The organism is Pseudooceanicola marinus (genome assembly GCF_002786295.1).
Taxonomy (GTDB): domain Bacteria; phylum Pseudomonadota; class Alphaproteobacteria; order Rhodobacterales; family Rhodobacteraceae; genus Pseudooceanicola; species Pseudooceanicola marinus.
In genome coordinates, this window is sequence record NZ_PGTC01000010.1 from 1 (window position 1) to 13,092 (window position 13,092).

14 protein-coding genes and 1 tRNA gene are annotated in these 13,092 nt (G+C 67.7%); 14 read left to right on the forward strand and 1 reads right to left on the reverse strand.

The features are described from left to right. The 12 genes from tuf to CVM50_RS04340 form a co-directional block, all read left to right on the forward strand. On the forward strand, window positions 1-1,176 hold a 1,176-nt coding region (tuf, locus tag CVM50_RS04285), incomplete at its 5' end, for an elongation factor Tu (RefSeq protein ID WP_100148433.1). A 148-nt stretch (window positions 1,177-1,324) separates the two neighbouring features. Next, entirely contained in the window at window positions 1,325-2,296 is a 972-nt protein-coding gene (locus CVM50_RS04290) for a zinc transporter ZntB (RefSeq protein WP_085887985.1), read from the forward strand. A 154-nt stretch (window positions 2,297-2,450) separates the two neighbouring features. Next, window positions 2,451-3,545, forward strand: coding sequence for a GSCFA domain-containing protein (locus CVM50_RS04295; RefSeq protein ID WP_085887895.1), 1,095 nt, complete (start codon window positions 2,451-2,453; stop codon window positions 3,543-3,545). Further along, window positions 3,529-4,299, forward strand: coding sequence for a hypothetical protein (locus CVM50_RS04300; RefSeq protein ID WP_085887893.1), 771 nt, complete (start codon window positions 3,529-3,531; stop codon window positions 4,297-4,299). The genes CVM50_RS04295 and CVM50_RS04300 overlap by 17 nt, the downstream gene beginning before the upstream one ends. A gap of 205 nt (window positions 4,300-4,504) precedes the next feature. After that, window positions 4,505-4,580, forward strand: a tRNA-Trp gene (locus tag CVM50_RS04305). Between the two features lie 194 nt (window positions 4,581-4,774). After that, a complete protein-coding gene (gene secE, locus CVM50_RS04310) occupies window positions 4,775-4,966 on the forward strand; it encodes a preprotein translocase subunit SecE (RefSeq protein WP_085887891.1) in 192 nt (63 codons plus the stop codon). A gap of 261 nt (window positions 4,967-5,227) precedes the next feature. Next, window positions 5,228-5,761: a transcription termination/antitermination protein NusG gene (gene nusG / locus CVM50_RS04315; protein WP_085887890.1), complete on the forward strand. Its 534-nt coding sequence runs from the start codon at window positions 5,228-5,230 to the stop codon at window positions 5,759-5,761. 181 nt (window positions 5,762-5,942) lie between these two features. Further along, a complete protein-coding gene (gene rplK, locus CVM50_RS04320; protein WP_085887888.1) occupies window positions 5,943-6,368 on the forward strand; it encodes a 50S ribosomal protein L11 in 426 nt (141 codons plus the stop codon). Beyond that, window positions 6,368-7,069: a 50S ribosomal protein L1 gene (rplA, locus tag CVM50_RS04325; RefSeq protein WP_085887886.1), complete on the forward strand. Its 702-nt coding sequence runs from the start codon at window positions 6,368-6,370 to the stop codon at window positions 7,067-7,069. The genes rplK and rplA overlap by 1 nt, the downstream gene beginning before the upstream one ends. 211 nt (window positions 7,070-7,280) lie before the next feature. Beyond that, window positions 7,281-8,372: a histidinol-phosphate transaminase gene (gene hisC / locus CVM50_RS04330; protein ID WP_085887885.1), complete on the forward strand. Its 1,092-nt coding sequence runs from the start codon at window positions 7,281-7,283 to the stop codon at window positions 8,370-8,372. Further along, window positions 8,369-9,283 carry a prephenate/arogenate dehydrogenase family protein gene (locus tag CVM50_RS04335; protein ID WP_085887883.1) on the forward strand — a complete coding sequence of 305 codons (915 nt, stop codon included), beginning with the start codon at window positions 8,369-8,371 and terminating at the stop codon, window positions 9,281-9,283. The genes hisC and CVM50_RS04335 overlap by 4 nt, the downstream gene beginning before the upstream one ends. Next, complete coding sequence (locus CVM50_RS04340) at window positions 9,280-10,152, forward strand: extensin-like domain-containing protein (RefSeq protein WP_085887882.1); 873 nt, start codon at window positions 9,280-9,282, stop codon at window positions 10,150-10,152. Before CVM50_RS04335 ends, CVM50_RS04340 begins: the two co-directional genes overlap by 4 nt. An 84-nt stretch (window positions 10,153-10,236) precedes the next feature. On the opposite strand, the gene CVM50_RS04345 is transcribed toward CVM50_RS04340, so the two are convergent. Then, the gene (locus CVM50_RS04345) at window positions 10,237-11,229 is read right to left on the reverse strand and encodes a DUF2125 domain-containing protein (protein WP_085887881.1); all 993 of its coding nucleotides are present in this window, start codon (window positions 11,227-11,229) and stop codon (window positions 10,237-10,239) included. Window positions 11,230-11,291: 62 nt separating this feature from the next. Between CVM50_RS04345 and CVM50_RS04350 the strand changes: the two genes are divergently transcribed. Both CVM50_RS04350 and CVM50_RS04355 read left to right on the forward strand, forming a co-directional pair. Continuing rightward, window positions 11,292-11,822, forward strand: coding sequence for a gamma-glutamylcyclotransferase (locus CVM50_RS04350; RefSeq protein WP_085887879.1), 531 nt, complete (start codon window positions 11,292-11,294; stop codon window positions 11,820-11,822). A gap of 68 nt (window positions 11,823-11,890) precedes the next feature. Then, window positions 11,891-13,090, forward strand: a complete 1,200-nt coding sequence (locus CVM50_RS04355; protein ID WP_085887877.1) for a biopolymer transporter ExbB — start codon at window positions 11,891-11,893, stop codon at window positions 13,088-13,090. Window positions 13,091-13,092: the final 2 nt, after the last annotated feature.

A 13,092-nucleotide genomic window follows, 5' to 3' on the forward strand; every position in this document is an offset into this window, starting at 1 on the left:
ATGGCAAAGGAAAAGTTTGAGCGCGGCAAACCGCACTGCAACATCGGCACGATCGGTCACGTTGACCACGGCAAGACGACGCTGACGGCGGCGATCACGAAGTACTTCGGTGACTTCCGCGCCTACGACCAGATCGACGGCGCGCCGGAAGAGAAGGCCCGCGGGATCACCATTTCCACCGCGCACGTGGAATACGAGACCGAGAACCGTCACTACGCGCACGTCGACTGCCCCGGCCACGCCGACTACGTGAAGAACATGATCACCGGTGCCGCGCAGATGGACGGCGCGATCCTGGTGGTGAACGCGGCCGACGGCCCGATGCCCCAGACCCGCGAGCACATCCTGCTGGGCCGCCAGGTGGGTATCCCCGCCATGGTCGTGTTCCTGAACAAGGTCGACCAGGTCGACGACGAGGAGCTGCTGGAACTCGTCGAGATGGAAGTCCGCGAACTGCTGTCCGAGTACGACTTCCCGGGCGACGATATCCCGATCATCGCAGGCTCCGCCCTGGCCGCCATGGAAGGCCGTGACCCGGAAATCGGCGAGAACAAGATCCGCGAACTGATGGCCGCCGTGGACGAGTACATCCCGCAGCCCGAGCGCGCTGTCGACCAGCCGTTCCTGATGCCGATCGAAGACGTCTTCTCGATCTCCGGCCGTGGTACCGTTGTGACCGGCCGTGTGGAACGCGGTGTGGTGAACGTTGGCGACGAACTGGAAATCGTCGGCATCAAGGACACCAAGAAGACCACCTGCACCGGTGTCGAGATGTTCCGCAAGCTGCTGGACCGCGGTGAAGCCGGCGACAACATCGGCGCCCTGCTGCGCGGCATCGACCGTGAAGGCGTGGAACGTGGCCAGGTTCTCTGCAAGCCGGGTTCCGTGAAGCCGCACACCAAGTTCGAAGCCGAGGTCTACATTCTGACCAAGGACGAAGGCGGCCGTCACACTCCGTTCTTCGCGAACTACCGTCCGCAGTTCTACTTCCGTACGACGGACGTGACCGGCACCGTGACCCTGCCCGAGGGCACCGAGATGGTCATGCCCGGCGACAACCTGAAGTTCGGTGTCGAGCTGATCGCCCCGATCGCCATGGAAGACGGCCTGCGCTTCGCCATCCGCGAAGGCGGCCGCACCGTCGGCTCCGGCGTCGTCTCCAAGATCATCGAGTGATGATCGTACGGGGCGGGGTCTGCCGCCCTGTCGGACAGAACATCGAAACGGCGGTCCTTCGGGGCCGCCGTTTTGCGTTGGCGGGCACCGGGGCCGATGCGGCGCCTTGGCGCTGGACCTTTGGTCCGACCCGGCTATCTTCGCTTTCATGACAGCCCCCGTGACCTTCGCCTATGCCCTGACGGGCCCCCTGCGCGGCCAGAGCCTTGAGGGCGAGGCCGTCCCCGATACCCTGCGCGCCGAGACCCTCGGCTGGGCGCATCTGGACGCCGCCCACGCGGGCACCCGCGACTGGGTGGCGAAGCGTCTGGCCTATCTTGACGACACGGTGATCGAGGCGCTGACCCAGCCGGAGACCCGCCCGCGCGCCACCCGGGTCGGCAATGGCCTGCTGCTGAATTTCCGCGCTTTGAACATGAACCCGAACCGCGACCCGGAGGACATGGTGGCGGTGCGCATCTGGGCCGACGACCAGCGCATCATCACCCTGTCGCGGCAGCGCGTCCGCGCGCTGGAGGAGATCGCGCAGGAGGTCGAGAACGGCGAGGGGCCGGAGAGCGCCGGTGCCTTCCTCGCCGATCTGGCGGACCGGCTGACCGACCGCGTCGAACCTTTCGTGGCCGAGCTGGATGCCGAGGTGGACGGGCTGGAGCCCAAGGTGATCGCCGAGCCGGACCAGGACCTGCGCCGCCGTGTCGCCGCCCTGCGCCTGTCGGTCGTCGAGCTGCGCCGCCACCTGCCGCCGCAGCGCGATGCCCTGGCGCGGCTGGCCCGCAGCGAAAGCCCGCTCCTGGCTGAACATGACCTGCGCGAGGTGCAGGAGGCCGTCGACCGGCTGACCCGGATGACCGAGAACCTGGACGAGTTGCGCGACAACCTGGGCGTCCTGCGCGACGAGTTGTCTGGCGCCCTGTCGGAGCGGCTGAACCGGCACATGTACACCTTGTCGATCCTTTCGGCCGTCTTCCTGCCGCTGACCTTCTTCACCGGCCTTTTCGGCATCAACGTGGGCGGCATCCCCGGCGACGGGGCTCCCTATGCCTTCTGGGTGTTTTCGGGGATCATGGCGCTGATCTTCCTGGTGCAGGGAGTGATGCTACGCCGCATGCACTGGATGTAGACGCCGCGCATCGGCGGGCCGCGCGGCCGGTCGAGACTGGGCGTTTTTCGGAACATTTCCCCGGAAATGTCTGCTATTGGCCATGATCGGGGCGCTCACTGGTCACACCACCCCGGGGGCCACCGGCCCCTGACGCATCGCGAAAGGAGGGGCCATGGCGCACCCCTACGAAAACCTGCCCGCAACCGCCTACTGGAAAACGGGCGTGGCCGAGAAGAACCCCCTGCAGCTCTCGGGCCTGTGGACGCCGAAATACCAGGTGCCGATGGATGCGCCGATCGTCACCGCGGGCTCCTGTTTCGCGCAGCATATCGGCCGGGCCCTGGGCGCCCGCGGCTATCAGTGGTTCGATGCCGAACCCGCGCCCGCCTGGCTAGCGCCGGAGGATGCACAGGCCTACAACTACGGCATCTTCTCCTTCCGCACCGGCAATATCTACACGGCCCGCACCCTGTTGCAGTGGCTGCGCCTGGCCTTCGACGAGATGCAGGACCCGGGCGAGTGGTGGCACCACAAGGGCCGGGTCTACGACCCGCTGCGCCCGGCGATCGAACCCGAGGGATTCGAAAGCGAGGCGGAGGCACGGGCCTCGCGCGAGGCCACCTTGGCGGCGATCCGGCGCGCGGTCGAGCGCGCGGGCATCTTCGTCTTCACCCTCGGGCTGACCGAAAGCTGGCGCAATGCCGAGAGCGGGCTGGAATATGCCATGTGCCCCGGCACGCTGGCCGGCACCTTCGACCCGGAGGTCCACGTCTTCCACAATCACCGCCATTCTGACGTGTTGGCGGACATGGAAACCACCCTGGCCCTGCTGAAGGTGAAGGCGCCGGAACTGAAGGTGCTGCTGACCGTCAGCCCGGTGCCGTTGACGGCCACCGCCAGCGGCGACCATGTGCTGACCGCCACCAGCTATTCCAAGTCCGTCCTGCGCGGCGTGGCCGGCGAGCTGACGCAGGTGCATGACCACGTCGACTACTTCCCCAGCTACGAGATCATCACCCACCCGGTCTTCCGCGGCATGTTCTACGCCCCGAACCAGCGCAGCGTGGTGCCCGAGGGGGTGGAGGTTGTCATGTCGAAATTTTTCGCCGACCAGGAGGCGGCTTTCGGCCCGGCCAAGGGGCGGCGTGGCAAGGGCGCCAAGGGCGGCGGCAAGGCGGCGCGCAAGCTGCGCACCGCCTGGAAGGAGGCGAGGGGAGACGAAGACGTGAAATGCGAAGAGGAGATGCTGAATGCCTTCGCCCGCTGAGCGTGCCGCGCCCCTGCAGGGTGCGCCCGTGCCGCTGCCCTCGCTCTGCATTTTCGGGGACAGCCACATCGCCTCGGTCAAACACGCGCTGGATCGCGGATTGCTGCCTCATGTCACCGATCACCTGGAGTTCTGGGGCGCCTACGGGCCGGCCTTTCGCGCGCTGGAGTTCCGCGACAACACCATCCTGCCGGGTGACGCCGCCGCGCGCGAGATGGTGGCCCGGATCAATGGTGCGGGGCGCGAGGCCCTCGGGGGCGGCGATTTCGCCGGCTATCTCTTCTACGGGGCGCGGCTGCGCATGGCCGACTTCATGCCGCCGCTGCTGGAAACCCTCTGTACCGGCGGGCACCTCTCGGCCGCTGTCCAGCAGAAGGTCGCGCGGCGCTTCCTGCGTGGCACCAAGGCCTACCGGATCGCCTGTGCCTTCGCCCGTGCGACCCCCGGCCTGACCATCGCCTTTGCCCCGGCGCCCCTGCTGACCCGGGGCGTGGGCAGCCCCGGACGGCTCTACCCCGGAGCCGAGGGCGCCACCGCGGATCAGCGCGATGCGATTCGCGGCTGGCTGGACAGGGAAGCGGCCGAGGACGGGATTCGCCTGCTGCACCAGCCGGAGGAGACGATCACGGCCGGCTACTGGACCGACCCCGCCTGGGCCTCGGACGAGGCGGGGCAGGAGGACGACCCGGTCCACAAGAACGCCGCTTTCGCCGCCCGTATGGTGGAGGTGTTCCGCGACAGCCTGGCGGGCTGACGGGGCAGGGGCGCTCTGCGCGGGATCCGGCGCCCCGGCCATGTTCATACGATGGCTGGAAATACTCTCGGGGGGAGCGGCCTCCGGGCCGCGAGGGGGCCGACAGCCCCCGCCATCCCGCGGGTCGGGGCACCATTTTTCCCCGACTTCCCCGAGATCGCCCCTTGCACTCCGCGCCCGCCTGCCTTAATCGACGGCACGGATTAGGGGTATAGCTCAGCTGGTAGAGCGACGGTCTCCAAAACCGTAGGTCGCGGGTTCGAACCCTGCTGCCCCTGCCAATCCGACCCAGCCACCAGCCGCCGCGATCGACACGCCCCCGACGGGGCGGAACAGCGCGTGCTGCGGTCATGGGGCGCCCGGCGCGTCCAGCCCGCTTTGCACCTTGAAACACACCCCGCTTTTGCCCTATCTGGGCCAGATGACGCGCGGGGCCGGTCCCTGCGCCCGCACAGTTGATCCGAGGACACCGCCCATGGCGAACCCGCTGCAATTCATCCAGCAGACCCGCACTGAGATCGGCAAGGTCGCCTGGCCGACCCGCCGCGAAGTGCTGCTGACCACGGTCATGGTCTTCGTCATGGCCGCCATCACCGCGATCTTCTTCGCGCTGGTGGACCTGCTGATCCGCTCCGGCCTCACCGGCCTGCTCAGCCTCTTCGGCTGATCCCGGACGGCGCCTCCGGCGGGGGCGCTCCGGATGGACGGGGGCACGGCCGGGACGGGCCAAGCCTATCCCCTTCGCGGGCTTGCACTTTGGCCCGCTTCGCTGTAACTCACCGTCCACTCCCCCACGTGGCGCGCGGCGATTCGAGCCTCGCGCCGATTTTCTGTTGGGGACACAGTATGGTCAATTCGGCCCGCCGCGCCGGATCCTCCGGGATCTTCGGTGCAACTTCGGGGCCGACGATGGAAGGGTCGTTGCGACATGGCAAAGCGGTGGTACTCGGTCTCGGTCCTCTCGAACTTCGAGAAGAAGATCGCCGAGCAGATCCGGCAGAGCGTCGAGGAAAAAGGGCTTGAGGACCAGATCGACGAGGTCCTCGTCCCGACCGAAGAGGTCATCGAGGTGCGCCGCGGCAAGAAGGTCTCCACCGAGCGCCGCTTCATGCCCGGCTATGTGCTGGTTCACATGGAGATGTCCGACGAAGGCTATCACCTGATCAACTCGATCAACCGCGTCACCGGCTTCCTCGGTCCGCAAGGCCGCCCGATGCCGATGCGCGACGCAGAGGTCCAGGGCATCCTGGGCCGCGTCGAGGAAGGCCAGGAGGCCCCGCGCACCCTGATCAACTTCGAGATCGGCGAGAAGGTGAAGGTCAACGATGGCCCCTTCGAGGACTTCGACGGCATGATCGAAGAGGTCGACGAGGACAACCAGCGCCTCAAGGTGTCGGTCTCGATCTTCGGCCGGGAAACCCCGGTGGAACTGGAATTCACGCAGGTCTCCAAGCAAGGGTGATCCGCGCGAGGCGGGCCCGCGGGCCCGCAGCGGGGCGCAAGTCCCGTTCATACGTGGGAGGCGAGGCGGTCGCGACCGTCGGACCTGACCACGCGCAATCGTCCCCGAAGGCGCGCCGGAAGGGACAGGTGCAGGGCGGGAGTACTCCCGTCATCTGCGCGATGAACAAAGGAGAAGGCCAATGGCCAAGAAACTCGTCGGCAGCATGAAGCTGCAGGTGCCTGCCGGTCAGGCAAACCCGTCCCCGCCGGTTGGTCCGGCTCTGGGTCAGCGCGGCATCAACATCATGGAATTCTGCAAGGCGTTCAACGCCAAGACGCAGGACATGGAGCCCGGCGCACCGTGCCCCACCGTGATCACCTACTATCAGGACAAGTCCTTCACCATGGACATCAAGACGCCGCCTGCGTCTTACTACCTGAAGAAGGCCGCGAAGCTGAAGTCGGGCGCCACTGACCCGGGCAAGCAGACCGTGGGCACCGTCACCGTCGCTCAGGTGAAAGAGATCGCCGAAGCGAAGATGAAGGACCTGAACGCAAACGACATCGAAGCCGCGATGAAGATCATCCTCGGCTCGGCGTCCTCCATGGGCATCGAGGTGAAGTAATGGCTAAGCTCGGTAAACGCACCCGCGCCGCACGCGAAGCATTCGCTGGCAAGGAAGACCTGACCGTCGAGGAAGCCGTTGCGCTGATCAAGGGCAACGCTGGCGTCAAGTTCGACGAAACCGTCGAGATCGCCATGAACCTGGGCGTCGACCCCCGTCACGCGGACCAGATGGTCCGTGGCGTGGTCGGCCTGCCGAACGGCACCGGCAAGGACGTCCGCGTGGCCGTCTTCGCCCGTGGCCCGAAGGCCGAGGAAGCCCAGGCCGCCGGTGCCGACATCGTCGGCGCAGAGGACCTGATGGAAACCATCCAGGGCGGCACGATCGAGTTCGATCGCTGCATCGCGACCCCGGACATGATGCCGATCGTCGGTCGTCTGGGTAAGATCCTGGGCCCGCGCAACCTGATGCCGAACCCCAAGGTCGGCACCGTGACCATGGACGTGAAAGCGGCCGTGGAAGCAGCCAAGGGCGGCGAAGTGCAGTTCAAGGCCGAAAAGGCCGGTGTGGTGCACGCAGGCGTCGGCAAGGTCTCTTTCGACGAAGCCAAGCTGGTCGAGAACATCCGCGCCTTCGTGGACGCGGTGTCCAAGGCCAAGCCGGCCGGCGCCAAGGGCGCCTACATGAAGAAGGTCTCGCTGAGCTCCACCATGGGCCCGGGCGTCTCCGTCTCCATCGAAAGCGCCACCGGCAACGCGTAAGCGATCCCGGAACGGAATTGAAAAGGGCGGTCCTGCGGGGCCGCCCTTTTTCGCTTCCGCAGGCCTGTCGCGGGGGCAGGGGCGCGCTGCGCCCGTCCGCAGACGCGGTCATTCTGCCACGGATCACGCCCGGCGTCCGCCTGCGTAAAAACTTCACCTTTCCTTGCTTTGGCACGGCGGCTAGAAGCGGGATTGGTGCAGAGGTGAGACAATGACACAGAAGATTCAGCCGCAGCCCGGGATCATGGAGATCGCGCTCTATGTCGGTGGCGCCTCCAAGGTCGAGGGCGTGAGCGATGCGGTGAAGCTTTCGTCGAATGAAAATCCCTACGGGGCGGGCGATCCGGCGAAGGAGGCATTCCTGCGGGCCGTGCATGATCTGCACCGCTACCCGTCGACCGATCACGCCGACCTGCGTCAGGCGATTGCCTCGCATCACGGGCTGGATCCGGCGCGGGTGATCTGCGGGGTGGGTTCCGACGAGGTGCTGCAGTGGATCTGCCAGGCCTATGCCGGGCCGGGCGACGAGGTGCTGTTCACCGAACACGGTTTCGGCATGTACCGCATCTGCGCCCATGCCGCCGGCGCCACCCCGGTCGAGGTCGAGGAGACCGAGCGTACGACGGACGTGGACAAGCTGATCGCGGGTCTGAGCGAACGCACCAAGATCGTCTTCATCGCCAACCCCAACAACCCGACCGGCACGATGATCGGCGGCGCCCAGGTGGCGCGGCTGGCCGACGCCCTGCCCGAGGGCGCGCTGCTGGTGCTGGACGGTGCCTATGCCGAATACGTCCAGGGCTTCGACGGCGGCGCCGGGCTGGTCGATGCCCGCTCGAACGTGGTGATGACGCGCACCTTCTCCAAGATCTACGGTCTGGGGGGGCTGCGGATCGGCTGGGGCTACGGCCCGCAGGAAATCGTGGATGTGCTGAACCGCATCCGCCAGCCGTTCAACCTGTCCAACGCCCAGCTGGCTGCGGCCACGGCGGCGATGAACGACCAGGCCCATGTGATCAAGTCGCGGACCGATAATGCGCGGCTGCGCGACTGGCTGGCCAAGGCGCTGGCCGATCACGGCGTGCCGTCGGACCCGAGCCATGCGAATTTCATCCTCGCCCGGTTCGACAGCCGGGAGGAGGCGCAGGACTGTGACGCCTACCTGAAGTCGCGCGGCCTGATCGTGCGCCAGGTGGCAGGCTACAACCTGCCCAACTGCCTGCGGATCACCGTGGGCGACGAATCCGCCTGCCGCCGGGTTGCCCATGCCATCGGCCAGTTCAAGGCCGGAGAGCGGGCATGATCTACGGCACGGTGACCCTGGTGGGTCTGGGGCTGATCGCCTCCTCCATCATTCATGCGGCAAAACGCGGTGGCCTGGCCGGAGAGATCCGGGGCTATGACCTGTCGGACGAGGCCCGCGCCACGGCGCGCGAGATCGGGCTGGGCGACGTGATCTGTGACAGCCTGGCCGAGGCCGTCAGCGGTGCCGACCTGGTGATCCTGGCGGTGCCCGTGGGCGCCATGGGCCAGGTGGCCGAAGAAATCGCGCCCCACCTGAAACCGGGTGCGGTGCTGTCCGACACCGGCTCGGTCAAGGGCGCCGTGGTCAGGGCCGTGGAACCGCACCTGCCCGAGGGCGTGCATTTCATCCCCGCGCACCCGCTGGCGGGCACCGAACATTCCGGCCCCCGCGCCGGTTTCGCCGAGCTGTTCGACAACCGCTGGTGTCTTCTGGTGCCCGCGGGCGAGACCGACCCCCAGGCCCTTGCGGGCCTGCGCGCCTTCTGGGAAGGCATGGGCGCCCATGTGGAGGAAATGGACCCCGAGCACCACGACCTGGTGCTGGCGGTGACCAGCCACACGCCCCACCTCATTGCCTACACGATGGTGGGCGTCGCCGATGACCTGCGTCGGGTGACCGACAGCGAGGTCATCAAGTATTCCGCCGCCGGTTTCCGCGACTTTACCCGGATCGCGGCCAGTGATCCGACCATGTGGCGCGATGTCTTCCTGTCCAACAAGGAAGCGACCCTGACGATCCTGCAGCGCTTCACCGAAGAGCTGTTCCGGCTGCAACGCGCGATCCGCCGCGATGACGGCGACCTGCTGTTCGACTACTTCACCCGCACCCGGGCGATCCGGCGCGGGATCATCGAGGCCGGCCAGGACACCGACGCCCCGGACTTCGGCCGCGGGACCACCCGGAAATGATCCGCCGCGCCGCCCGCATCGCCGCCGCCTGCCTCGCCGGCACGCTGCTGGCGGGCGGGCCCGGCGCGGCAGAGCTGGCCCCCGATGCCTCGCTGCGCCCCGTCGCGCGGGGCCAGGTGGTGCGCGGCATGGTGCTGCCCGCCGAGATCTTCGTGCAACGCGACATTGCCCACCAGGTGGCGCTGCAGGCGCTGTCGGCGGCGCGGGACCCCGAACGGGCGGAGACGCTTGGCGTGACGCGACGACTGCCGGATCCCGACACCGCGCCGCGCGTCGCCCTGCGCCCGCATCTGCGGCCCGCCACGGTGGTGCAGCAGGGCCGCCGCGTGGCGGCGCTGCGCCAGCAGGGGGCGGTCTGCGGCGATCTTGCGCTGCAGGGGGTGGCCATCGGGCGCGTCCCCTCGGACACCTCGGGCTGTGGTGTCGATCAGGCGGTGCGGCTGCAATCGGTTTCGGGCGTGGCGCTGTCGACCCATGCGGTGATGGACTGCGGCACGGCGCAGGCGCTGAAATCCTGGGTCGAACGCGGGCTGCGCCCGGCGGTGAAACGCTATGGCGGCGGCGTGCGCGAGTTGCGCGTGGTGGCCCACTACGCTTGCCGACCGCGCAACAACCGCAAGGGCGCGCGGATCTCCGAACACGGCAAGGGCCGCGCCGTGGACATCGCCGCGATCGAGCTCAACGACGGCAAGGAGCTGGTGGTGCTGGACGACTGGTCGAACGGGCGCGAAGGACGCATCCTGAAGGCGGCCCACGCCAGCGCCTGCGGCCCCTTCGGCACGGTCCTGGGACCAGAGGCCAATGCGCTGCATCGCGACCATTTCCACTTCGACACGGCGCGCTACCGCAGCGGCTCCTACTGCCGCTGATCCGGGGGGCGCGGCCACCGCAAGAGGCGCTGCGCGCCCGTCTTCTCTTTGACCCATATATCCCCGCCGGAGGCGGAATAACCCTCAGCGCAGGTGCAACACCGGCGCGGGCCCCAGCGGGATCAGCCCCGCCCAGATCCGCCCCTCGCGCAGGGTCAGCGTCAGGTCCAGTGCGTTCGGGTTGCCACTGGCCCCGGCCATCATCGACAGGCCCTGTTCGATGCTGCCGGCCATCTCCTCCGGCACGGCGCCGGCGGCCACGGCCATCTGCAGCATCTGCTGCCACTGGCGGGCCTGCACATGGGCCTCGCCCGACACAAGCCCGCGCGCATCCACGTCGAGGTCGGCTGTGACCTGCAACAGCAGTTCCCCCCAGGCGGCGCGGGCCAGGTGCAGTTCGACCCGGGTGGGCTGCGGCCGCGCCTCTTCCAGGGCGCGCAGGTCCCAGGGGCGGGTGAAGGTCACGTCGGCATCCAGCCGCAGCTCGCGCATCGCCTGCGGCAGCCCGTCGGCCTGCAGCCAGTCGGCCACGGAGGAGGGCAGGGTCAGGCCTTCGGCGGCCAGGCCCAGGCGATAGCGGCTGTCGTCCTCGTCGTCCTGCGCCATGGCGAGGCTGAGGCTGTCCATCGCGGCCTCGGTGGCCCCCGACAGCACCAGGGTCCGGCCCGTCAACTGGGCGCGCTGCATTTCCAGCAGCGGCCCCGGGGTGACGCGCAGCGAGGCGCGCAGGTCGTCGTTCGACAGCGAGAACCGCTCCTCGGGGCTGCGGAAGTCGAACCGGTCCGGCCAGACGGCAATCAGGTGGCCGGGTTTCCACGACAGGGCATAGAGGCCGAAGCGGGGCATCTCCACCGCCAGCCCGGTGCCGGGATCGGCCAGGGCCAGGTTCTCCCACAGGGCGTCGAACCGGTTGGGATAACCGCGAAGGGAGAACTCGGCGTAGTCCGCCTGCCAGCCTTCGGCGCGGCGCGCCTCCATCCAGCTTTCCAGGCCCCGCTTGGCCCCGATGGCGCCCAGCACCCAGTAGCCCGACAACAGCAGGGCAGCGACGACAACGACGATCAGCAGGCGCTTCATGGCCCCCCCTTCAACTCTGGCTCCGGCTCGTGTTTATAAGTGGTGCGAGGAAAGGAAAAGTCATGTCGATGTGGGTGTTCGGGTATGGGTCGCTGCTGTGGAAACCGGGGTTCGACCCGGTGGAGCGGGTGGTGGCCTATCTGCCCGACTACCGGCGCAGCTTCTGCATGACCTCGATCCACCATCGCGGCTCGGAGGCGGAGCCGGGGCTGGTGTTGGCGCTCGACCCGGAGGAGGGTGCGGGCTGCACCGGGCTGGCCCTGCGCGTGGCCGAAGACGAGGAAGAGGCGGTGCTGGCCTACCTGCGTGAACGCGAGCTGGTCTCCTCGGCCTATGTTGAGAAACACTTGGACGTCGAGCTGGTGGACGGCCGCGCGGTGGAGGCGCTGGTCTACGTCATGGACCCGACCCATGTGCAGTATTGCGGCGGCCTTCCGCTGGAAATCCAGGCCCAGGTGATCGCCCATGCCCATGGCGGAATGGGGCCCAATGCCGAATATCTCTACAACACTGCCGCTCATCTCGAAGAGCTGGGACTGGCTGATGACGAATTGACCTGGCTGGCCGCCCGGGTCCGCAATTTGCGCGGATAAGTCCTTTTCCCGCAAGGCGATTGCACCTATGGTCGGGCCAATCGAAACCCAGATCGCGGACCGTCCTGATGGCTCATGGTGAGGGCGAGAACGCCCCGCAGTTTTCCCAACCCATCCGCCAGATCCTGCTGATGCTCGTCGTGCTGGGATTGTGCGCCGCAGGCAGCGTTCTCGTGGCGCCGAAGCTTCTGCCGGTGTTCGAGGCCAACCCCTATCTGAACGGGTTCATCGCCTTCGTCTTCGTCCTGGGCGTACTGGCCTGCTTCTGGCAGGTGGCACAGCTGATCTCCTCGGTGCGCTGGATCGAACGGTTTGCCGGCGGCAACCCCGAAGAGGCGGGGCGCGCGCCGCGCCTGCTGACCCCGCTGGCCACCCTGCTGGGCCAGCACGACCGGCGATTGCAGATCTCCTCCAGCTCGGCCACGTCGATCCTGGAAAGCGTCGCGACCCGGATCGACGAGGCGCGGGAGATTACCCGCTACATCACCTCGCTGCTGATCTTCCTCGGCCTCTTGGGCACCTTCTACGGCCTGGCAACGACCGTTCCGGCGGTGGTGGACACGATCCGCTCTCTCGCGCCCGGCGCGGACGAGGGCGCGACCTCGGTCTTCGATCGGCTGATGACAGGGCTGGAGGCGCAACTGGGTGGCATGGGCGTGGCCTTTGCCTCCTCGCTGATCGGTCTTGCGGGGTCGCTGATCGTGGGCCTTCTGGAACTGTTCGCCGGCCACGGCCAGAACCGGTTCTACCGCGAGCTGGAAGAGTGGATGTCGACGATCACCCGCGTCGGCCTGTCGGACGGCGACGGTGGGGCGGACCAGTCGATGCTGGTGTCGGTGCTGGACAACATGGGTGAACAGATGGCCCGCATGCAGGAGATGTTCGCCCGCTCCGACGCCGCCCGGGCCGAGGTCGATGCGAAGCTGTCGACCCTGGCCGACACGATCGAACGGCTGACCGACAGAATGGCGGCGCAGAACAGCTCCGGCGGGCAGATGGCCGATGCCATGACCCGCGTGGCCGACAGCCAGGACGCGCTGCTGGAAAAACTGGTGGAACAGGGCATGGCCGAAGGGCTGGACGCCGAAAGCCGGATGCGTCTGCGGTCCATGGACGTGCAGCTGCTGCGCATCCTGGAAGAGATCAGCGCCGGCCGGCATGAGACCATGGCCGAGCTGCGCACCGACATCGCCTCGCTCTCGCGCCTGATCGCCCAGGGGCAGCGCGCCCAGGTCAGCCATCATCACAGCGATGATCGGGACGAGTGACC